Raw genomic sequence first — 22,837 nt, forward strand, 5'->3', positions numbered from 1 at the left:
CCGGGCGGCGCCGTCGTGTTCGGCGCCGGTCAGACGTGGCCGAGGGAACGGTCGGCGGGCTCGGGGCCGGCGGCGACCCGTCTCGCCGTACGCACCCGGGAGGCGATCGGTTGCAGCGCCTCGTCGGCCGGGGACGGGATCTCGTCCGGTGAGCGCCGCTCGCGCAGCGCGCCGGCGAGGTCCCGGACGTCGGCGACGAGCAGGTTCACCGCGTCCGGGGACGGCGGCCGGCCGGACCCGGTGCGGACCGCGTCCCGGGACTTGATCGCCGCCGCCGTGGTGGCGTCCACCGCGTACTCCAGTTCCACGATCATCGGCCACCACGCGGCGGCGTTCGTACTGACCGGCGGCGGCTCGGCGAGCTTGCGCTGGAACGCGGTCCGCACGTCGGACATGGTCCGGTAGGTACGCCGGCGCTGCCGCCGGGCGGCACCCACGTCGGTGCCGAACGCCACCCGTAGGTAGTCGGCCAGCTCGTCCACCGCGTCGGCGACCTGCGGCCCGAGGTGCACCCGCCACGTCTCCGGCCACAGCAGGTACCCGAAGACCAGCGCCACCGCGCAGCCGGTGGCGGTGTCGATCAGCCGGGTCACCACGATCGACGGCCCCTGGTGGGTGCTGAAGTCGATCAGCAGTGACGCCAGCGGGGTCAGGAAGATCGCGAACATGCCGTAGTTGCGGCCCATCACGATCGGCAGCACGCCGGCGGCGACGGCGATGAACGGCAGCAGCCAGGCGCCGTTCGGCGCGATCGCGAGCAGCGCGGCGCCGATCAGGACGCCGCCGAGGGTGCCGACGGCGCGCTGCACACCGCGGGCGAACACCGAGCCGAAGTCCGGTTTCAGCACGATCGCCACGGTCAGCAGGATCCAGTAGGACCGTTCCAGCTGCAGCACGCCGCGCAGCGCCTCGGCGAGCGACATGCACAGCACCAGCCGCATCGCGTACAGCCAGGTGGCCGGGCCGGTCAGGATCGTGTCGCTCCAGCGGATCAGCCGTTCCCGCATCGGCGGTGGCAGCAGCGGCGCCGTCGACACCGCCTCGTGCTCGGGTTTCAGCAGTTCGCGCACGTCGTTCATGCCGGTGCGCAGCGCCCGCAGCCGGTACGTGTCGGGGTGCCGCAGCGACTCCGGCATCGGCGGTGGTGGCCGGTCGTTGCTGATCGCCTCGGCCACCGCGCGCATCCCGGCCGGGATCTCCGCCGGTACCGGCTTGCCCAGGTGCGCGATCGTCACCGCCGCCTCGGTGACCGGGGTGGCGGCGTTGAGCAGCGCGGCCAGCTCGCGAAACGTCGGGTTGCGGCCGGCCGAGCGGGACCGGACCGACAGCAGGGCGTCGTAGCCGGCGTTCATCGCGTCGGTGACCGCCTGCCGGGCCGCGACGGCGCGGTCGGTACCGGTGTCGGCGAGCAGGTCGGCGATCGACCGGTACACCGCCGCCACCGCCTCGCGTTCCGGCGTGCGGACCCCGCCGACCAGCGACACCAGCACCGACAGCAGCAGCGCCCACAGCGCGCCGACGAGGTACAGCGCCGGGATCACCCACGGCGCGAACGGTTGCGGCAGCCCGGACGCGATCGCCACGTAGACCAGCAGTTGCAGGCCGGCGGTCGACGCGGCGGCGTTGATCACCGACAGCAGCGCCGAGACGAGCGACGCCGCGGCGACCACCAGCACCGCCACCCAGCCGGTACCGACGGCGAGGTGGCCGACGTAGAGGCCGACCGCGCCGGCGAAACCGACGCCCACCTGGCGGGCCAGCCGGAACCGGAGCGGGCCGCCCCGGTCGGCGAGCGCGGTGGCCATCGCACCCATGCCGGCGAACGTGCCGAGGCTCGGCGCGCCCAGTGCGAGGAATACCGCAAGGGGCGTCGGGATCGACACCGCCATCCGCAGCACGTCCAGCCAGGAGATGGCAGCCGGCTTCAGCCGCACCAGCTCGACGATCCAGTCCGGTGCGGACAGCTCGAACCGCCGCGCCCGGACGGCCATCACCCCATGATCACAGAAACCGGCCGCACCCCGCGACGCTTGCCGCGGTCAGCGGTGCGGGCCCCGCTCGCGCCGGCCGGGACCGCGGCGACGCCCGCCGGCACAGGTCAACCCGCCCGCCGAGCCGCAGCGATGCTCGCAGCGGTCAACCGCGCCGGTCCGGGTCACGCCAGCCGGCCTGCGGGCCGCGCTGCCCGATGGCGGTGAGCCGGCGCTCGACATCCGGGCGGACCCGGTTGGTGGTCATCACGAGCAGTTCGTCCCGGGCCCGGATCGGGGTGCGCCGGTCCGGGACGAACGCCCGGCCGGCCCGGATCACCATCGTCACCACCGCCGGATCCGGCAGCCGCAGCTCCCAGATCTCCACGTTGCGCAGCCGGGACCGGGGCGACACCACCACGTGGATGAGGTCCGCGTCCAGTACGTCCAGCGGAGCCGACTCGATCTCCAGGTCCCGGGTGGCGTCGGCGGAGACCAGGCCGAGTCGCCGGGCCACCGGTTTCAGCGTCGGCGCCTGTACCAGGGTGAACGCCACGACCAGCACGAACACCACGTTGAACAGCCGCTCCGAGCCCGGCACGTGGGCCACCACCGGGAACGTGGCGAGCACGATCGGTACCGCCCCGCGCAGCCCGGCCCAGGACAGCAGCACCTGGTCGCGACGCGGTACCCGGAACGGCAGCAGCGAGACGACCACCGACACCGGCCGCGCCACCAGCAGCAGGACCAGCCCGAGTACCAGCGCCGGGGCGATCACCCCCAGCAGCTCGCTCGGCGTCACCAGCAGGCCCAGCGACACGAACAGGCCGATCTGCGCGATCCACCCCATGCCCTGGGCGAACGAGCGGACCGCGTGCCGGTGCGTGCGGCCGGCGTTGCCCAGGATGATCGCGGTCAGGTACGCGGCGAGGAACCCGCTGGCGTGCGCCGCGCCGGCCGCCGCGAAGGCGATCAACCCCATCGAGAACGTCGCCAGCGGGTACAGCCCGGACGACGGCAGCGACAGCCGGCGCAGCCCCAGGGCGCCGAGGAACCCGACCGCGAGCCCGATCGCCGCCCCGACCCCCAGCTCGTACGCGAGCGAGACCACCGCACGCAGCGGCGTACCGGCGTCGATCGGCACCGTGAACGCCAGCACCAGGATCACCGTCGGCGCGTCGTTGAACCCCGACTCCGCCTCCAGCAGCCCGGCGATCCGGTGCGGCAGCGGCAACGCCCGCAACACCGAGAACACCGCGGCCGCGTCGGTGGACGCCACCACCGCGCCCAGCAGCAGCGCCAGCTGCACCGAGACGCCCAGCAGCAGCCAGGCGCCGGCCGCGGTGACCAGCACGCTGACCACGACGCCGAGGGTGGCGAGCACACCCGCCCGGCCCAGTACCGGCCGGATCAGCCGCCAGTCGGTCGACAGACCGCCGTCGATCAGGATCACCGCGAGCGCGCCGATCCCGATCGCCTGCGCCACCTGGTCGTTGGAGAACTGCACCCCGAGGCCGTCCTCGCCCAGGCCCAGCCCGATCGCGAGGAACGCCAGCAGCACCGGCAGGCCGACCCGGCTGACCAGCCGGGCCGCCGCGATACTCGCCACCACCACGCATCCGCCGACGAGCACCACCAGGTACAGCTCGTGCAGCGTCATCCGGGTGCCCTTCGCCCTCCGTTCGGCGCGACGGCACGGGCGGTGCGTGGCCGCCGGGCTCGACCGCCCGTCACGGCCGTGGATCAACGGTACGCAACGGGGCGCCCGCTACGGGCCCCATCGGGCGATCAGGCCCGGCTCGTCACCGGGTTTCACCGCCGCTCAACGGACCCGAAACATCGGCCCGCCACGCTGCGTACCGAGGGCACTGCCGTCGAAGGGAGTCGTGATGCCGACCAGGTTACGGGTACGGATGCCGGACCGCCCCGGCGCGCTGGGCCGGCTCGCCGCCGCGCTCGGCGCCGCCGGCGTGGACATCCGGCAGGTCCGGGCGCTGGATCGCGCGGCCGGCCGGGCCGTGGTCGACGTGCTGGTCGCGCTGCCCGCCGCCATGCTGCCCAGCGCGGCGGCCCGGCTGCTCAGCGGCATTCCGGGGGTACGCCTCGACGGCTGCTGGCAGGCCGGCGACTCGCTGGAACTCGACCTCGGCCTGGAGGCGCTGGCCGAGACACTCGCGGCACCGCACCGAGCGCTGCCGGTACTGGTCGACGCGGCGCCCCGGGTGGTCGCGGCGCACTGGGCAGCCGCACTCGTGGTACCGAGCGGGCGCATCGTCCGGGCCAGCTGGCGGGCGCCGCGACTGGCACCGGGCCCGCTCGGGGGCGTCCGGCCGCACACCTCGACCGCGGCGGACGGTACCCGGCTCGCGGTCGTACCACTGGGGCGCGAGCACGCGCTGCTCGCCGGCCGCCGCAACGCACCGTCCTTCCACCAGTCGGAGCTGCACAGCCTCACCACGCTGGCCCGCGCCGCGGCGCGGCTGATCGAGCTCGCTGCCGATGCCCGGCCGGCCGGCGCGAACCTGTCACTGGTCGGCGACCGCTGATCGAGCACCCCTGCCCGCCGAGGCCGAGCCCGACGGAGCCGAGCCCGACGGGGCCGCGCTGGATGGGGCCGGGCCCGACGGGGCCGCGATGTCCGGGCCGGTGAGCACGTCGGCCAGCGCGGCGGTGGGGACGCCGAGGCCGGTACAGGCGTCCCAGCCGGGGCCCGCCTCGTACGCACCGTTGCCGCCGCTGGTCACGTCGCGGAAGCCGGGCGCGACCGCACCGGCGGTGGTCGTCCCGTACAGGGTGGGCTGGACCAGGCCGAACCCGGAGCCGGTCCGCTGCGCCAGCCGGGCCAGCAGCGCCGCCCACAGCGGCGCCACCGCGCTGGTACCGCCGATCACCATCTCCTTGCCGTCCACCCGGACCCGGTAGCCGGTGGCCGGGTCGGCGTCGGCCGCCACGTCCGGCACGCCGCGGCCGGCGCCGCCGGTCGGCCCGGCCGGCACGCCGACCTGTTGCTGCCAGGACGGCAGATCGAACGCGGTACTCACGCCGCCGCCGGTCGCCCCGCCGCCGGAGCCCGAGTTCCACACCGTCTCGGACCGCACCGCACCGGTCGACGCGTCCGCGGTCAGGCTGGTACCGCCGCAGGCCAGCACGTGCGGGCTGGACGCCGGGAAGTCGGTGTGCGCGGTGCCGTCGGTGGCACCGTCCGCGCTGCCGCCGTCGCCGGCCGCCGCGGTCACCGTGACCCCGAGCGCCGCCGCATCGGCCAGCGCCTGGTCGAAACTGGCCCGGGCCTGCTCGGTCCACTGGTCCTCGCTGGCCCCCCAGCTGATGCTCACCGCGACCGGCGTCGGGTCGGCGTGGATCGCGGTACTCACCGCGTCGAGGAAGCCCTGGTCGGTGTTGGGGGCGAAGTAGACCACCTGGTGCGCGCCGGGGGCGAGGCCGCCGACCACCTCGATGTCGAGCAGCACCTCGCCGTCCGCGCCGCTCGGGTCACCACCCGGCCGGTTCTGCCCGCCGTCCACGCTGGCCGCGGTCACCGTCGGCGGCGCCAGCTGCAGCTCGCCGAAGTACGCGTCCAGGTCGGCCTGCCCGAAGCCGCCGCCCAGCTCGATGATCGCCACCGTCTGGCCGGTGCCGTCGACGTCGGTCGGGAACCCGTAGACCGTGCCGAGCTGTGGCGGCGTGAACGACGCGGTGGTCGCCTCGGCGGCGGCCACCCGGAACGCGGCGCGGGCCTGCGGCCGGTCGTCGAGCCCGAGCACCGCGGTCACCACGCCGGCGAGCTCGGCGGGCAGCCGCAACTCGCCCTCCCGGTGCCGGTAGGCGACCGTACCGCCGTCGAACGGGTTCGGCGCGCTCATCCGGGACAGCCGTGCACCGAACATCGCGGACTGGGTGGCGAGCGGACCGCCGACCACGATCCGCCGACTGGCCTGGTCGACCGCGACGATCTCCAGCCCGTGGCCGGTCAGCGCCGCCCGGACCGTGTCGATGTCGGCCGGATCGGCCCCGTACCGATCGGCGAACTCGGCCCGGCTCACCGTCGCCGGCCCCGTCACCAGCTCCGCCGGCAGCGGGGAGCGGCGACGCAACACCAGCGTCGTCTCCAACCGCTCGGCGTCGTCCAGCGTGCCGGACTCCTGCGCCTGCGGCAGCGCGGCGCCGCGCCGACTGCCCGGTACCGGAACAAATGCCACGTCAGCCATGCGCCCATCATCCCGCGTCGTGGACCCGCCGACCAGCACCGAACCCCGACATTCCGGCGCCACGGCAGGCCACGCCACGACAAGGCACGCCACGCCACGGCAAGGCACGGCATCGACGGTGGGCCGGATCGGGCCCCTCGCCCCGATCCGGCCCACCATTCGCCCGGCGCGGTCAGCCTGCGGCGGCACCCCCGGTACCGACGCCGGCCGGCGCCACGCCCGCGGGCCCGACACCGGCGCCCACCCGCCCGGCGGGCACGACACCGGCGCCGGCTCGCGCGGCAGGCTCGGTACCGTCGACGCGCGTCGCGCTCGCCGTGCCCGAGCCGGAGCCCGGGTCGGAGCCGGGGCCAGCGGCGGCGGAGCCGGGCGCGGAGCCGCGCAGCGGTACGTGCCGGATCAGCCAGGCGAGTGCGAACATCAGCGCGGCGATCGGTACCGCGGCCCAGAACACCACCCCGACGCCATTACCGACCGCGGCCAGGTAGGCCTGGTGCACGGTGGCGGGCAGGTGGTTCAGCGCGTCCGGACTCATCCGGGCACCCGCGGACAGCAGCCTGTCACCGGCACCGGCACCGAGCTGGTCGTCCAGCGAGGCGGTCAGCCGGGCGGTGAGCACCGCGCCGAACACCGCGGTACCGAAGGCGCCGCCGATCGACCGGGCGAACGTGACGACGCTGGACGCCACCCCGATCTGCCGGAGCTCGACGCTGTTCTGCGACACCGTCATCAGCGTCTGCATCAGCGCACCCATGCCGAGGCCGAGCGGTACCATCAGCAGCCCGGCGACGAACCTGCTGGTGTCCGCGTCCAGCTGGGCCAGCGCGACCATCCCGACGATCATCAGCGCGCCACCCAGGATCGGGAACATCCGGTACTTCCCGGTCCGGGTGATGACCTGGCCGGCGATCAGGCTGACGACGATCATGCCGAGCATCAGCGGCAGCAACGCGAGGCCCGAGCCGGTCGCCGACTCGCCCTGCACGATCTGCTGGTACTGCGGCAGCGCCAGGGTGGCGCCGAACATCGCGAACCCGACCAGGAAGCCGAGGACCGACACCACCGCGAAGTTGCGGCTGCGGAACAGCCCCAGCGGGATGATCGGTTCCGCGACCCGCCGCTCCACCAACACGAACCCGATCAGCGACAGCACCGCGAGCACGCCCAGGCCGATGATCTGGGTGGACAGCCACGGGTACTGGCTGCCGCCCCAGGTGGTGCCGAGGATCAGCGAGCCGGCGGCGAGCGCGAGCAGCCCGGCGCCCAGGTAGTCGACCCGGTGGCTGGTACGCACCCTGGGCAGCTTCAGCGTCGCCACGATCACCGCGAGCGCCACCGCGCCGACCGGCAGGTTGACGTAGAACGCCCAGCGCCAGCTCAGGTGGTCGGTCACGTACCCGCCGAGCAGCGGGCCGCCGATCATCGCCAGCGGCATGATCGCCGCCATGATCCCCTGGTACCGGCCGCGTTCGCGCGGCGGCACCAGCACGCCCATGATCGACATCGCCCCGACCATCAGGCCGCCGGCGCCGAGTCCCTGGAACGCGCGGAACGCGATCAGTTCGGTCATGCTCTGTGCCGCGCCGGACAGCGCGGAGCCGCCGAGGAACAGCACGATCGCGGCCAGGTAGACCTTCTTCTGCCCGTACAGGTCGCCGAGCTTGCCCCAGATCGGCGTGGTCACCGTGGTGGCGAGCAGGTACGCGGTGACGACCCAGGAGTAGTGGGCCAGGCCGCCGAGGTCGCCGACGATGCGCGGCAGCGCGGTGTTGACGACCATCTGGTCGAGCATGCCGAGCAGCATGGCGAGCATGACGCCGACCAGCACCACGTACATCCGGGCCTTGGACTGCGGTACCGGCTCCGCTGGTCCTGCCGGTTCTGCCGGCGAGGTCGCCGGACCCGGCTCGTCTCCTGTGGTGTGTGCCCCGACGTACCGGCTGGGGGTGTGCCTGCGAGCGGCCACGGGTACGCTCCTCTCAGAGGCCAGCAATTTACTTGCCGGCCGGCTAGTTTCCTTACCTGTCGTAAGGTAAGCTCTGTACTAGCCGGCCGTCAAGTAGGTAGCGAGTGACGAGGAGCGCATCGGAGCCATGAGCGAGCGTCAGCGAGCGAATCATGGGCATCGCGCGGCGTGGCTCCTCATGGGTGTTCCGACCAGCGGAACGCCCATGAGCAGGGCGCAGCGGGTGTCGGAGAACCACGGAAGCGGGGAGCGGCGATGACGACTCGGGAGCGCCCCCGCGACACCAGGGCCCGCATCCAGCAGGTCGCGCTCGACCTGTTCGCCGAACACGGGTACGAGAAGACCGCGCTGCGCGAGATCGCCGAGAAGCTCGGCGTCACCAAGGCCGCGCTCTACTACCACTTCAAGACCAAGGAAGACATCCTGGTCAGCATCTTCACCGACTCGGCCGAGCAGATCGACGAGCTGATCGAGTGGGCGCGCGCCCAGCCGCCGACGGTGGAGACCCGGCGCGAGGTGATCCGGCGCTACTCCGGGCTGATGCGCGGCAACCGCAAGCTGCTCCAGTTCATGCACGAGAACCAGCCGACGCTGCGCGACCTGCCCATCGGCGAGACGATGAAGCACCGGATGGCGGGCTTGTTCGAGGTGCTGACCGACGACGGCCAGTCGCTGCCCGACCAGCTGCGCGGCCGGCTCGCGGTGTTCGCGATCAGCTTCGGCACCATGGTCGGGATGTCCGACACCAAGCACTCCGGCGACGAGGTGGCCGACGCGGCGGTCGAGGTCGCCCTCGACCTCATCCGCGAGTAACGCCCGCCCCGGGCCGGAGAGCACACCCGGGCAGCACGAGGGCCCGGCGGCGCACCTGCCGCCGGGCCCTCGTCGTACCGGTCAGTCGGTCGAGTGGCTCAGCTCGACATCGTGCTCGTGCCGGTCGCCGATGCTGAGCGTCAGCGAGCTGCGCACCGGCGCGTACCCGGACGCGACGACGGTGTAGTCGCCCTCCGGCACCTCGGTGAACGCGTACCGCCCGGCGTCGTCGGTGATCGTCGCGGCGATCTCGGTCCCGTCCGGCCGGCGCAGGCTGACCCGGGCACCGGGCACCAGCCGGCCGTCGGACGACCGCGCCACGCCGCGCAGCTGGGCGCCGCCGGCCAGCTCGATGTCCTGCCGGACCCGGCCCACGTCGGGCACCGTGACGAGCAGCGCCACCGGCTGGTAGGACGGCGCGCTGACCGCCAGCGTGTACGACCCGGCGACCAGCTCGACGAACTCGTACGTGCCGCCCACGTCGGTGGACTGCGAGCCGACCACGTTGCCGTCGGCATCCGCGAGGATCACCGCGGCGCCCGGGATCGGGTGGTCACCGGTCTGCTTGACCGCACCGACCAGGCCGGCCGAGCCGGCCAGGGTCAGGTCCAGCTGGACCGGGTTCCCGTTCACCGTCACCATCGTGGCCTGCGGCTGGTGCGCCCGGGCGCGGGCGATCAACACGTAGTTGCCGGGCCGGTCGACCGCAATCTGGTACCCGCCGTCCCCGGCGGTGATGCCGCGCCCCATCTGCTGCCCGGCCGGATCGATCAGGGTCAGCGCGGCGTCCGAGACCACCGCACCGCCGGCCTGCCGCACGTACCCGCGGATCGGTGTACCGATCACCGGAGCCGGCGGCAGGTCCGCGGTCGGGTCGGCCGCCGGCAGCGCCGCCACCGCGTCGACCGGCGGTTCCGCCGCGGGATCGGCGTCGGCGGCGTGCCGGCCGCCGGGCGGCACCGAGTCCTCGGTGTCGGCCACCATCGCGGCCGGGTCGGCCGCGGCCTCCGCGCTCTCCGCGGACAGCCGCGCCGCGGTGCCGGACTGGGTGCGCAGCGGCACCTCCTTGGTGAACAGGAAGAGCACGAACGCGATCGCCGCGACGCCGGCGGAGATCAGGAACACCAGGTCCATCGAGTTGGAGAACCCGACCAGGAACGGCCGGGCCAGCCGGTCGTCGATGTGGGAGAGGAACGACGAGTCGCTCATCACCTGCTTCGCCGCCTGGGCCGGATGCTTCAGCATGTCGACGTTCAGCGGGTTCTTCAGCACCGACGGGTCCTGCGCGGCCTGCGCGATGCCGTGCTGGATCGACTTCTCCTTGAAGGCGTCGGTGATCTTGTCGCCGACCGTGCTGAACAGCACCGAGATGAACACCGCGGTACCGAGCGTGCCGCCCATCTGCCGGAAGAACGTGCTGGTGGCCGACGCGACGCCCATGTCCTTCGGCGGCGCCGCGTTCTGCACCGCGAGGGTCAGCGTCTGCATGCAGTTACCGAGGCCGAGGCCGAGCATCGCCATGAAGACGTTGACCTGCCACAGCGCGGTGTCGGCACCGATCGTGTGCAGCAGCAGCAACGCCGCGACCATCAGCGCGGTACCGATGATCGGGAAGATCTTGTACCGGCCGGTGCGGGCGGTGATCTGGCCGGACAGGATCGAGCCGACCATCATCCCGAGCACCATCGGCAGCATCAGGAAGCCGGACTTGGTCGCCGACGCGCCGTGCACGATCTGCAGGTACTGCGGCAGGATCGCGATGCCGCCGAACATCGCCATACCGACGATGAAGCCGCCGGCCGACATCAGCGAGATCACCGGGTTGCGGAACATCCGGAGCGGGATCAGCGCCTCGTCCTTGGCGAACTTCTCCGCGATGATGAACGCGACGATGCCGACCACGCCGATGCCGTAGGCGGCCAGCGACCGGGTCGAGGTCCAGCCCCACGACTGCCCCTGTTCGGCCACGACCAGCAGCGGCACCAGCCCGACCACCAGGAACAGCGCGCCGGCCCAGTCGATCTTGTGCTTGTGCGCCGCATGCGGCACGTTGAGCACCTTGGTCACCACGACCATCGCGACGGCCGCGATCGGCACGTTGATCAGGAACACCCAGCGCCAGCCGGTCAGGCCGAGGATCGAGCTCTGCCCGGACAGCACCCCGCCGAGCACCGGGCCGAGCACGCTGGAGGTACCGAACACGGCGAGGAAGTAGCCCTGGTACTTGGCTCGTTCCCGGGGCGCGACGATGTCACCGATGATCGCCAGCGCGAGCGACATCAGGCCACCGCCACCCAGGCCCTGGAACGCCCGGAACGCGGCCAGCTCGTACATCGAGGTGGAGAACGTGCAGGCGACCGAGCCGGCGATGAAGATCAGGATCGCGGCCAGGAAGAACGGCTTCCGGCCGTACATGTCGGACAGCTTGCCGTAGAGCGGGGTGGCGATCGTCGACGTGATCAGGTACGCCGTCGTCGCCCAGGCCTGCTTGTCCAGGCCCTTCAGGTCGTCCGCGATGTTCCGGATGGCGGTACCGACGATCGTCTGGTCGAGCGCGGCGAGGAACATGCCGAGCATCAGGCCGATCAGGATCGTCATGATCTGTCGGTGCGTCAGCACGCCGTTGGACGGGGACGCAACCGCCTTGCTCGGTGCCGCAGCAGCGGTATGACTCATCCGACCTTCTCTCCCCGTTGCTGTTTCTGGCTGCAGCCCTCGTGGACCCGCAGCAGGTATTCCTCGAAGTCGTCGTTGAGGCGGTCGAGCAGCGCCAGCAGCTCGCGCCGGTCCTCGTCCCCCAGCCGGCGAGCACGTGGGCCATGTGTTCGTTGCGGCGCTTGCGGATGCGCCGGTAGACGCGTCGGCCGTCCTCGGTCGGCGCGAGCAGGTAGGCCCGGCCGTCCTCCGGGTCCGGGGTGCGCTCCACCCAGCCCTGCTTGACCAGCGCGGTGACCTGCCGGCTGATCGTCGAGATGTCCGAGTGCACGGCCTCGGCCAGGGCGGTGGTGCGCTGCGGCCCGTCCGCCGCGAGGCGCCACAGCAGCACGTAGCCGACCTTCTCGATGTCCGCCTGGTAGATCTCGGGAAGGTTGGTGTGGTTGCGGCCCACCAGGCGCAGGAACCGGACAAGCTGATCGCCGAGGCGGTCTGCCAGCGCAAGTTCCTCGTCCGGCGGAGTCGCCGGCGTCGAACCGGACATGATCTCCAAGCTGCCTGCCGACCGACAGCCGGGCAGGCCCCACCGAGGATGGATAGTTGTTCCCTACAAGCATCAGTTTTGCCGGCCCGGCAGGCAAGTTGATTAGCTGTGACGAAGAACCCAATTACTTGCCGGCCGGTCAATTCCGCCCCGCAGACCGCCCGTACGGCGACGAGAGGGTGGTCGACCACGGCCCCGTTGCCGGGTCGAACGCCGGCGACCCGACCGCGGCGGTCGGCCGGCGGTACGGGTCGGGCTCAGCCTAGGCACGGTCGGCTCGACGCCGGCCGGCACCCCGGACAGGCGCAGGCCGCTCGACGGTTCACCCGAAGGATTGTCGGGTAGGAAAAGCGGCAAATGCCCACCAAGCGGTACCGGAGCAATGCAGCCTGAGGGGATCCCGACGGAAAGGGGCGACGGTGAGTCAAGCAGTCGACGAGGACGCGGTACCGGACGCACCGCAGTACGGCTTCTTCGGCCACCCGCGCGGGCTCGCCACGCTGTTCTTCACCGAGATGTGGGAGCGCGTCAGCTACTACGGCATGCGCGCGATCCTGCTCTACTACATGTACTCCGCGGTCAGCCAGGGCGGCCTGGGGATCCCGCAGGGCACCGCGTCGTCGCTGATGTCGATCTACGGCTCGGCCGTGTTCATGTCCGGCGTGATCGGCGGCTGGATCGCCGACCGGCTGCTCGGCTCCCGCCGGTCGATCTTCATCGGTGGCTGCCTGATCATGTGCGGGCACATCTGCCTGGCCATCCCGACCGGCGGCCTGGCCGCGCTCTACCTGTCGATGATCTTCATCGTGATCGGCACCGGGCTGCTCAAGCCGAACATCTCCAACGTCGTCGGCGACCTCTACAGCCGGCGCGACGCCCGCCGCGACGCCGGCTTCTCCATCTTCTACATGAGCACCAACATCGGCGCCTTCATCGCGCCGATCGTGGTCGGTGCGCTGGCGAACGGCTACAACTACCACGCCGGGTTCAGCTTCGCCGCGTTCGGCATGGCGCTGGCGCTGGTGCTCTACGTGGTCCTCGGCCGCTGGATGGGCTCGGCCGGTACGACCGCGCACAACCCGATCACGCCGGCCGAGCGGCGACCGGTCGCCACCCGGTTCGGCATCGGCGCGATCGTGGTCGTGCTGGTACTGGGCGGGATGGTGCTTGGCGGGGTGTTCACCGTCGGCTGGATCATCGACATCATCTCGCTGCTGTCCATCGCGCTGCCGGTGGCGTACTTCGTGGTGATGCTGCGCAGCCCGCGCACCACGCCGGACGAGCGGTCCCGGGTCCGGGCGTACATCCCGCTGTTCATCGGGTCGATGTTCTTCTGGATGATCGAGGAGCAGGGCTCGGTGGTGCTGGCGACGTTCGCGAAGGAACGGACCAACCTGCACCTCGGCAGCTTCGAGATCCCGCCGTCCTGGTTCCAGTCGATCAACCCGCTCGCGATCGTGCTGTTCGCGCCGCTGTTCGCATTGCTGTGGACCAAGCTCGGCGACCGGCAACCCCGTACGCCGCGCAAGTTCGCCGCCGGGATGTTCCTCGCCGGTCTGTCGTACCTGCTGATGACCGGTCCCGGGCTGATCGACGGGACGTCCGTACCGGCCAGCCCGTTCTGGCTGGTCGGCAGCTTCGTGCTGGTGATCCTCGGCGAGCTGTGCCTGTCCCCGGTCGGGTTGTCGGCCACCACCAAGCTCGCCCCGGTCGCGTTCGCGTCGCAGACGATGAGCCTGTGGTTCCTGTCCGACGCCGCGGCGCAGGGGATCAGCGCGCAGATCGTGCCGGTGTTCAACCCGGACACCGAGGTCGCCTACTTCGCCATCGTCGGCGGGGTGGTCGCGCTGCTCGGCGTCGTCATGTACCTCGTCTCGCCGCTGATCACCAAGCGCATGCGCGACGTCAACTGACGGACGCGGTGGCCCGGCCGGCCGGGCCACCGCGACGCGGTACTACTTGTAGTGCGAGTCGTAGGTTTCGCGGATCAGATCGGCGAGCGAACCGAGCTTCTTGTCCAGCCGGCCGAAGACGTCCGGCACCGAGGCGTTCGACGAGTACAGCTTGGTCAGCTGCTCGTCCATTGTGTCGCCGGCGCTGGACACGATCAACCGGATCAGGTCCTGCGGCTGGGTCTTCGGCAGCTGCCGCAGCGCGGTCAGGTAGTTCTTGTCCTTGGTCGCCTTGATCAGCTCAGGCTCCTGCTGGGCCGCCTTCACCACCGGCAGGTAGCCGGTACCGACGGTCCAGTGCGCCGAGTTCTTCGGCTGCGCCAGGAACTTGATGAACTGCCAGGCGGCCTCCTTGCGTGACTTCTCCGCGTACTTGAGCACGCCGATGCCGGACCCACCGGTTGGGCAGCCGAAGTTCCCCTCGTGCTGCGGCAGGAACGCGGTACCGACCTGGTAGTGGCCGCCCTTGGCGTTCAGGCCGGCCTGGGTGAGGCCGCCGGTCGAGGACAGGTAGCAGGCGGTGATCCCGCTGCCCATGTCCTGGTCCGGCTTCTGCGACAGGTACGCGGCCTTGTGCTTGCGGATGAAGTCGACCATCCACTGGCCGGCGTCCATGAGCTGCTTGGTGTCGAACTTGACGTCCAGGCCATTGGAGTAGTGGCCGCCCCAGGTCCAGACGTTGCTCTGGAAGTACCAGCTGGCGTACGTGCTGCCCAGCGCCAGCACCTTGGGATGCCCCGCGGCGGTCTTCTGCCGCATGATGGCCGGCGCCCACTCCTGCAGCTGCTCCCACGACTCGGGCCCGTCCGACGACAGCCCGGCCTTCTCGAACACCGTCTTGTTGTAGTAGAAGATCGGCGTGCTGCGGGCGAACGGGATCCACCACAGCTTGCCCTGGACCGTGCCCTCCTCGATGAACTGGTCCATGAACTGGTCCGGCTGCACGTCGCCGTCGAAGAAGTCGTTGTACGGCTCCAGCGCGTCGGCCAGGTGGATCTTGCGCCAGGTGACCTCGGACAGTACGCAGATGTCCGGTACCTGCTTGGCCACGATGGCGGTGGCGAGCTTCTGCATCGTCATCTCGTAGCTGCCCTGGAACTGGGCCTCCACGTAGATGTCCGACTGGCTGTCGTTGAACTTCGCCACCAGCTCGGTGAGCACCTTGAGCGGGGTACCGCCGAACGAGTGCCAGAACACCACATGCTGCCGCTTGGCGTACTTGCCGGGCACCGTGCCGGCGGTCTGCTGGAAGCTGCCGGCGCAGCCGGACATCGCCGCGACGCCGGTGAGCCCCAGCGCGCCGAGCAGGGTGCGCCGGCTCAGCGCGGCGCGTGCTTTCGCGTTCATTCTCAGCCCTTCGTCGCGCCGGCGGTGAGCCCGGCGATGATCTGGCGCTGGGCGATGAAGAAGACGATCAGCACCGGCACCACGATGAACACCGAGGAGGCCATGACCGCGCCCCAGTTCGTGAAGCCCTGCGCGTCCTTGATCATCAGCAACCCGACCGGCAACGTACGCATCGAGTCGGTACTGGTCGACACCAGCGGCCACACGAAGTCGTTCCACTTCTCCACCAGTGCCACCACGATCACCGTGACCACCATCGGCCGCGACATCGGCAGCACCACGTGCCAGAGGATGCGCAGGTGGTTCGCGCCGTCGACCTTCGCCGCGTCGGTCACCTCGGACGACAGCGTCAACATGTGCTGGCGCAACAGGAACATCGCGAACACCGATCCGACACCGGGGATCACGATGCCGGCGTAGGAGTTGACCCAGCCGAGCGCCGCGATGGTGAGGAAGTTCGGCATCAGTACCACCGTGCCCGGCACCATCATCGCGCCGAGGAAGATCAGGAACACGATGCGCTTGCCCGGGAAGTCGAGGAACGCGAACGCGTACGAGCTGAGGATCGCCACGCAGATCTGGATCAGCGCGCCGGCCAGCGTGACGATGATCGAGTTCTTGTACATCGCGCCGAACGGTGCGGACTTCCAGCCGTCGATGTAGTTCTGCCAGTTCAGCCCGTCCGGGAACCACTGGAACTGGAAGATCTTCTCCGGCGAGGTGACCGAGGTGGACAGCAGCCAGTAGATCGGCACCGCGGCGAGCACCAGGACGACGATCAGCCCGAGGTATTTCAGGCCGGTACCAACGGTCTTCATCGGTAGTGCACCTTCCGCTCCATGAACCGGGCCTGGGCCGCCGTGATCGCGATCAGGATCACGAACATCACGAGCGCGCCGGCGCCCGCATGGCCGGCGTCCAGAGCCTGGAAGGCCTCTTTGTAGATGTACCAGGAGATCGTGGTGGTGGCGTCGCCCGGACCGCCGTCGGTCATGATCGCGATGACGTCGAACGCCTGGAACGTGGCGACGATCGTGACCACCACGACGAAGAACGTCACCGGCGACAGCAGCGGGAACGTGATCTTGCGGAACAGCGTCCAGGAGCCGGCGCCGTCCAGCCGCGCCGCCTCGTACAGGTCGCTCGGCATGCCCTGCAGGCCGGCCACGTAGACCACCGCGACGAAGCCGATCGTCTTCCACAGGTAGACGATGATCAGGCCGGCGAGCGCCCAGTTCGAGTCGGTCATCCAGGCCGGGCCGTCCGCGCCGATCTTGCCCAGCACCATCTTCATCAGCCCGATCTGCGGGTCGAAGATGAACAGCCAGACGGTACCCATCGCGACGCCGGACAGGATGTGCGGCGCGAACGCGACCGTGCGGACCACGTTGCGGCCGCGCAGCTTCTGGTTCAGCAGGATCGCGACCGCGAGCCCGGCCACCACGCAGCCGATGACGACCGCGCCGGAGAACAGGATCGTCCGCAGGATGACCCACCAGAAGTCGGTGTCGGTGAACATGTCCTTGTAGTTCGCCAGGCCGACGAACGGGATGTGCGGCGAGACCATGTCCCAGCTGGTCAGGCTGAGGATCCCGTTGAACACGATCGGCCAGTACGCGAATACCGCGAGCAGCACCGCGTTCGGCGCGATGAACAGCAGGAACAGCAGGTACTCGCGCCGTTTACGGCGCGTTCTGCTGGCCGACCGCACTGCAGGCGCGTCAGCCTCGGCGGTAGCCGCCGATGATCGGTCAGTGACTGTCAACGTTCCCTCCCACCACGGCAACCGGCACGATGCACAACGCGGTCGTTGAAAGATTTTTACGACAGCGTTCACGGGAAGATAGAGCAGCTTCCGGCTGTGCCGCAACCCACAAGACAGACGTCGTTAACCTTCTGGACACCTGCCGGTCACCCGGACGGCACGCAGCGACTCGGCGTGGGTACCGACAGCGATGATGCGGCGGGCTCGGGTCAGCGTGCTGCCGTGATGGTCTGACCGGTGGTGAAAACCTCCCACTGCCGGGCGTAGGCGCCGTCGGCGGCGAGCAGCTCGGCGTGCGTACCGGCCTCGACGATGCGGCCGCGGTCGAGCACCACGATCCGGTCGGCCCGCGCCGCGGTGGTCAGCCGGTGCGCCACGACCAGCGTGGTTCGCTTACCCACCAGGCGATCCGTGGCCCGCGTGACCTCGGCCTCGGTGGCCAGGTCGAGCGCCGCGGTGGCCTCGTCCATCACCAGGATGTCCGGCGCCACCAGCTGCGCGCGGGCCAGCGCCAGCAGCTGCCGCTGCCCGCTGGACAGGTTGCGGCCGCGCTCCGCGACCTCGTGGTAGTAGCCACCCTCCAGCCGGGCGATCATGTCGTGCGCGCCGACCGCCCGGGCCGCGCGCTCCACCTCGGCGTTGCTCGCCGCCGGCCGGCCGTACGCGATGGTGTCCCGAACCGTGCCGGGGAACAGGTACGGCTCCTGCGGCACCACACCCATCCGGTGCCGGTAGCCGGGCAGGTCGTAGTCGCGGATGTCCACGCCGTCGACCAGGACCGCGCCGCCGGTCACGTCGTAGTACCGGGAGACCAGCTTGACCAGCGTCGACTTCCCGGCGCCGGTCTCACCGACCACCGCGACCGTCTCCCCCGGGGAGACCGCGAGGTCCACATCGGACAGCGCCGGGGGCAGGTCCGGCGAGTAGCCGAACGACACGTCGGCGAACACGATCTCGCCGCGCAGCCGCGGCGGGACCGCGATGGGGTCGGCGGCCTGCGGCGTGCTGGTCGGGGTACGCAGCAGCTCGACGATGCGGCGCAACCCCACCGCGGCCTGCTGGTACCCGTCGAAGACCTGGGACAGCTGCTGCACCGGCGCGAAGAACATCTCGATGTAGAGCAGGTACGCGATCAGCGCGCCGGTGCTCAACGATCCACTGTGGACCAGCTGGCCGCCGACCACCAGCACCAGCGCACCGGCCACAGTGGACAGGAACTGCACGAACGGGAAGTACGTGGCGATGTAGCGCTGCGCCCGGGTGCGGGTGCGGCGGTAGTCGTCCGAGCGGGCTGAGAACCTGGCCCGGTTGCGCCCCTCCCGGCGGTACGCCTGGGCCACCCGCATGCCGGCGACGTTCTCCTGCAGGTCGGCGTTGACGATGCCGACCTTCTCCCGCGCCTCGGTGTACGCCTTCGACGAGCGGGACCGGAACACCAGCGTGGCCAGCACCATGATCGGCAGCACCGAGCAGACCACCAGGCCGAGCTCGACGTTCAGGTAGAGCAGCGCGCCGAGGATGCCGAAGAACGTCAGGACCGACACCACCGCCTGCACCAGCCCGGTCTGCAGGAACGACGAGAACGCGTCCACGTCGGTGGTCATCCGGGTCATGATCCGGCCGGACAGCTCCCGCTCGTAGTAGTCCAGGCCGAGCCGCTGCAGGTGCGCGAACGTCTTCACCCGCAGCGCGTACAGCATCCGCTCGCCGGTGCGGCCGGTGATCCGCGTCTGTCCTATCTGGACGACCCAGTCGATCAGCACGACGCCCAGCCCGATGATCGAGACGGTCGCGATCACCGCCAGGTGCCGGTGCTGCACGCCGGAGTCGACGCCGGAGCGGATCAGTGCCGGCAGGATCAGCGTCGCCGCCGCATCCACCGCCACCAGCAGCAGCGCCACCAGCAGCGGCGCGCGCATCGGGGCGATCAACCGGCGCAGGCTGAACCGCGGGTCGGCCGCCCGTACCGAGTCGTCGTCGACGTCCGGGGTGTCGGTGGCCGGTGGCAGCGCGGCGACCTTCGCGAGCAGGTCCGGCGTCGGCGGCATGCTCGCCAGCGCGCCGCCCATCCGGCCCATCCCGCCACCGCCACCGCCCCCGCCGCCACGCGGCAGCGCGGCCGGATCGCCGGCCAGGCCCGGCACGTGCTCCGGCTCCGGCGCGCGGCTCGGATCCCACAGCCGCGCCGTGGTCCCGTCGTCGTTCAGCTCGTCGGCCGCCGAGTCCGGTACCACCAGCGCCGGTTCGGCGGGCAGCTCGCCGGCGTCGATGCCCTCCGCGTCGTCGCCCGGGCCGGACAGCAACAGGGTGTACAGCGGGCAGCGCTCTGCCAGCTCGGCCTCGGTACCGATGTCGACGACCCGGCCGCCGTCCAGCACCGCGATGCGGTCCGCCAGCGCCAGGGTCGAGCGGCGGTGCGCGATCAGCAGCGTGGTGCGGCCCTGCATGACCCGGTGCAGCGTCGCGTGGATCTCCGCCTCGACCTGCGCGTCCACCGCCGAGGTCGCGTCGTCCAGGACCAGGATGCGCGGGTCGGTGATCAGCGCCCGGGCCAGCGCCACCCGCTGGCGCTGGCCGCCGGACAGAGTCAGCCCCTTCTCCCCGACCATCGTGTCGTACCCGTCGCGCAGGCCGAGGATGAACTCGTGCGCCTCGGCCGCCTTCGCCGCGGCGACCACCTGCTCGTCGGTGGCGTCGGGTCGCCCGTACGCGATGTTGTCCCGGATCGACTCGGAGAACAGGAAGCTGTCCTCCAACACCAGCCCGATCGACGCCCGGAGCGAGTCGATCGTCAGCTCCCGCACGTCGTGCCCGGCGACCCGGACCGCGCCGGCGCCCACGTCGTAGAACCGGGGCAGCAGCAGCGACACCGTCGACTTGCCCGACCCGGACGAGCCGACCAGCGCGATCGTCTCGCCGGGCGCCGCGGACAGGGTCAGCCCGGACAGCACCGGCTGCGACGGCACGTACCCGAAGTGCACGTCGTCGAACTCGACGGTCGGCGTGGTGTCGGCCGGTACGTCGATCGCGTCGGGCGCCTCGGTGACCAGTGGCTGCGAGTCGATCACCTCGAACACCCGGATCACGCTGGCGCGCGCCTGCTGGCCGATGGTCAGCAACCCGGCGAGCATCCGTACCGGGCCGATCAGCTGGGCCAGGTAGCTGGAGAAGGCGAGGAAGGTGCCGAGCGTGATCGACTGGTTGACCGCGAGCCAGCCGCCCAGCGCCAGCACGCCCACCTGGCCGAGCGCCGGGATCGCCTGCAGGGCCGGGTTGTACCGGCTGTTCAGCCGCACCGCCCGCAGCCGGGACGCGAACAGCCGCCGGGCCACCCGCTCCAGCTTGGTCAGTTCCTGGGACTCCTGGCCGAAGCCCTTGACCACCCGCACGCCGGTGACCGCGTCGTCCACCTCGGCCGCGACCGCCGCCGCCTCCTGCTGCGCCGCCCAGGTCGCCGGGAACAGCTTGCGCCGGGACAGCACGGAGATCCAGTACAGGCCGGGGCCGACCGCGAGCGCGACGAGCGTCAGCAACGGCGACAGGGTGATCATCACGACCAGCGAGATGACGAACAGCAGGACGTTGCCGATCATGATCGGGATCATCCCGAGCAGGCCCTGCACCATGGTGATGTCCGAAGTGGCGCGGCCGACCACCTGGCCGGTCTGCAGCTCGTCCTGCCGGGCACCGTCCAGCCGGGACAGCGCGGCGAACAGCGCGGTCCGCATGTCGTGCTGCACGTCCAGCGCCAGCCGGCCGCCGTGGTACCGGCGCAGGAACGCGGTGCCGTAGATCGCCAGCGCGGCCAGCACCAGCAGCCCGACCAGCGGCAGCAGCGGCCGCTTCGAGGACAGGATCGAATCGTCCACAATGGAGCGTTGAATCAGCGGTACCAGCGCGGTGACGCCCATCCCGGCCACCGAGGCGCCGAACGCCACGATCACCCGGCCGCGGTAGCGCCAGCAGTACCCGAGCAGGCGCCGCAACCATCCGGCCTCGCTGCCGCCGCCCCCGGCGTTGCCGGACCGGGCGTTATGTCCCCGTTTGCGGTCGTCCGCCCTCATCGCTCGCCTCGTCGCACCACGACCACCACGCTAATACGGAGTCAGGCTCGCCAACTGCCGCCGCGGTACAGGTCACACCCGGGGCGGCAGGGACCCCTGGGCCCGGCGGTGCCGGCGATCCAGGACCAGATCGGCCACGCCGACCAGCACTGCGACCAGGACCAGCGCGATCGAGCCGCGGATGCCCAGCGCCGCCGCCTGGTGGTAGTCGCCGTGCGTGGTGGCCAGGCTGCCGAAGAACAGCGCGCCGGCCACCGCGGTGCCGATCGCCGAGCCGATCCGCTGCCCCGTCTGCAGCACGCCGGCGGCGGTGCCACCCTCCGCCGGCGGTACCTCGGCGAGGGTCAGCGTCTGGTTCGGCGCGATGGTCAGGCCGCTGCCGATCCCGGCCACCGCGAGCGGCAGCGCGGTCACCAGCCCCACGTGCCCGCCGGTGAACGCGCCCAGCACCAGGTCGGTACCGACCAGGCCGACCGCGACGGCGAGCACCCCCAGCACCACCAGCGCCCGCCCGTACCGGGACACGATCCGGCCACCGAGCGCGGCGGCACCGGCCGACCCCATCGCGAACGGCAGCATCGCCGCGCCGGCCTGCAGCGGCGTGTAGCCCAGCCCGCGCTGGAAGAACAGCGTGATGACGAAGAAGATCCCGGTGAACCCGGCGAAGTAGGCCAGCCCCAGTGAAGTACCCATCGCGTAGCTGCGGGTACGCAGCAGGCCCAGGTCGACGAGCGGCTGCCGGCCGCGGCGGGAGTACCGCCGCTCCCAGCCGACGAAGCCGCCGAGCAGCGCCACCCCGACCGCGAGCAGCCACCACGGCGCGCCGGACGGGTCCTTCTCCGCCTGGATCAGCGGCAGCATGATCGCCACCACCGCCACGCCGAGCAGCACCACGCCAACCAGGTCGAGCGTGTGCCGGGAGGCGTTGCGGTCGATCCGGTCGTGCGGCAGCAGCCGCGCCCCGGCGAACAGCGCGAGCACCCCGATCGGCAGGTTCACGTAGAAGACGAACCGCCAACCCTCCTGATCACCGAAGCCCTGCAGCAGCAACCCGCCGAGCAGCGGCCCGATCGCCGTCGAGATGCCGACGACCGCACCGAACAGGCCGAACGCGCGACCCCGCTCCCGGCCCCGGAACAGCTGCTGGATGACGCCGATGACCTGCGGGTTCAGCAACCCGCCGGCGGCACCCTGGAGCAGCCGCGCCACGACCAGCCAGGTGCCGGAGGTGGCCGCGCCGGCGAGCGCACTGGTCGCGGTGAACAGCACCAGCCCGGCCAGGAACATCCGCTTCCGACCGCGGTCGTCGCCCAGCCGGCCCGCTGTCACGAGCACCAGCCCGAACGTCAGCGCGTACCCGGAGATCACCCAGGACAGGTCGGAGGCGCTGGCGTGCAACCCGTCCTGCATGGACGGCAACGCGACATTGACGATGCTGACGTCCAACAGCGTCATGAACCCGGCGATCAGGCACACCGTCAGCGCGCGCCACCGGCGCGGATCCGGGGTGTACTCGCCGAGCACGCTGGCTCGGGCGTCGACGGAGGTCACGG

The 22,837-nt window shown here is 71.3% G+C and carries 13 protein-coding genes and 1 pseudogene; 3 read left to right on the forward strand and 11 right to left on the reverse strand.

The window, feature by feature from the left end; all coding sequences use genetic code 11:
- Positions 1–29: 29 nt before the first annotated feature.
- Together Asera_RS03125 and Asera_RS03130 are read right to left on the reverse strand one after the other, a co-directional pair.
- The gene (locus Asera_RS03125) at positions 30–1,991 is read right to left on the reverse strand and encodes an FUSC family protein (protein ID WP_035298590.1); all 1,962 of its coding nucleotides are present in this window, start codon (positions 1,989–1,991) and stop codon (positions 30–32) included.
- A 145-nt stretch (positions 1,992–2,136) separates the two neighbouring features.
- Complete coding sequence (locus Asera_RS03130; RefSeq protein ID WP_030449526.1) at positions 2,137–3,630, reverse strand: potassium/proton antiporter; 1,494 nt, start codon at positions 3,628–3,630, stop codon at positions 2,137–2,139.
- Positions 3,631–3,859: 229 nt separating this feature from the next.
- Between Asera_RS03130 and Asera_RS03135 the strand changes: the two genes are divergently transcribed.
- Entirely contained in the window at positions 3,860–4,516 is a 657-nt protein-coding gene (locus tag Asera_RS03135) for an ACT domain-containing protein (protein ID WP_157035174.1), read from the forward strand.
- On the opposite strand, the gene Asera_RS03140 is transcribed toward Asera_RS03135, so the two are convergent.
- Positions 4,496–6,178: a S53 family peptidase gene (locus Asera_RS03140; RefSeq protein ID WP_084132780.1), complete on the reverse strand. Its 1,683-nt coding sequence runs from the start codon at positions 6,176–6,178 to the stop codon at positions 4,496–4,498. The two genes, Asera_RS03135 and Asera_RS03140, sit on opposite strands and share 21 nt — an antisense overlap.
- A 172-nt stretch (positions 6,179–6,350) precedes the next feature.
- Positions 6,351–8,144: an MDR family MFS transporter gene (locus tag Asera_RS03145; protein ID WP_244843714.1), complete on the reverse strand. Its 1,794-nt coding sequence runs from the start codon at positions 8,142–8,144 to the stop codon at positions 6,351–6,353.
- A 255-nt stretch (positions 8,145–8,399) separates the two neighbouring features.
- Between Asera_RS03145 and Asera_RS03150 the strand changes: the two genes are divergently transcribed.
- Entirely contained in the window at positions 8,400–8,957 is a 558-nt protein-coding gene (locus Asera_RS03150) for a TetR/AcrR family transcriptional regulator (RefSeq protein WP_030449522.1), read from the forward strand.
- 81 nt (positions 8,958–9,038) lie between these two features.
- Here Asera_RS03150 and Asera_RS03155 read toward each other — a convergent pair whose 3' ends face one another.
- Together Asera_RS03155 and Asera_RS33850 are read right to left on the reverse strand one after the other, a co-directional pair.
- Complete coding sequence (locus tag Asera_RS03155; protein ID WP_030449521.1) at positions 9,039–11,633, reverse strand: MFS transporter; 2,595 nt, start codon at positions 11,631–11,633, stop codon at positions 9,039–9,041.
- Between the two features lie 199 nt (positions 11,634–11,832).
- Positions 11,833–12,156 (reverse strand): annotated as a pseudogene (locus Asera_RS33850) (MarR family winged helix-turn-helix transcriptional regulator); the annotation flags it as partial.
- A gap of 419 nt (positions 12,157–12,575) precedes the next feature.
- Here Asera_RS33850 and Asera_RS03160 point away from each other — a divergent pair.
- Positions 12,576–14,069 (forward strand): peptide MFS transporter, encoded by a 1,494-nt coding sequence (locus Asera_RS03160; RefSeq protein WP_030449519.1) that lies wholly within the window; start codon positions 12,576–12,578, stop codon positions 14,067–14,069.
- Between the two features lie 42 nt (positions 14,070–14,111).
- Here Asera_RS03160 and Asera_RS03165 read toward each other — a convergent pair whose 3' ends face one another.
- The 5 genes from Asera_RS03165 to Asera_RS03185 form a co-directional block, all read right to left on the reverse strand.
- Positions 14,112–15,455, reverse strand: a complete 1,344-nt coding sequence (locus Asera_RS03165; RefSeq protein WP_030449518.1) for an ABC transporter substrate-binding protein — start codon at positions 15,453–15,455, stop codon at positions 14,112–14,114.
- Between the two features lie 2 nt (positions 15,456–15,457).
- Positions 15,458–16,273, reverse strand: coding sequence for a carbohydrate ABC transporter permease (locus tag Asera_RS03170; RefSeq protein WP_030449517.1), 816 nt, complete (start codon positions 16,271–16,273; stop codon positions 15,458–15,460).
- Positions 16,270–17,166, reverse strand: coding sequence for a carbohydrate ABC transporter permease (locus Asera_RS03175; RefSeq protein ID WP_030449516.1), 897 nt, complete (start codon positions 17,164–17,166; stop codon positions 16,270–16,272). The genes Asera_RS03170 and Asera_RS03175 overlap by 4 nt, the downstream gene beginning before the upstream one ends.
- A 263-nt stretch (positions 17,167–17,429) precedes the next feature.
- Positions 17,430–21,284 carry an ABC transporter ATP-binding protein gene (locus Asera_RS03180; protein ID WP_035298586.1) on the reverse strand — a complete coding sequence of 1,285 codons (3,855 nt, stop codon included), beginning with the start codon at positions 21,282–21,284 and terminating at the stop codon, positions 17,430–17,432.
- A gap of 72 nt (positions 21,285–21,356) precedes the next feature.
- Positions 21,357–22,835 (reverse strand): MFS transporter, encoded by a 1,479-nt coding sequence (locus Asera_RS03185; RefSeq protein WP_051803006.1) that lies wholly within the window; start codon positions 22,833–22,835, stop codon positions 21,357–21,359.
- Positions 22,836–22,837: the final 2 nt, after the last annotated feature.

The sequence above is a fragment of the Actinocatenispora sera genome (assembly GCF_018324685.1).
GTDB lineage: Bacteria > Actinomycetota > Actinomycetes > Mycobacteriales > Micromonosporaceae > Actinocatenispora > Actinocatenispora sera.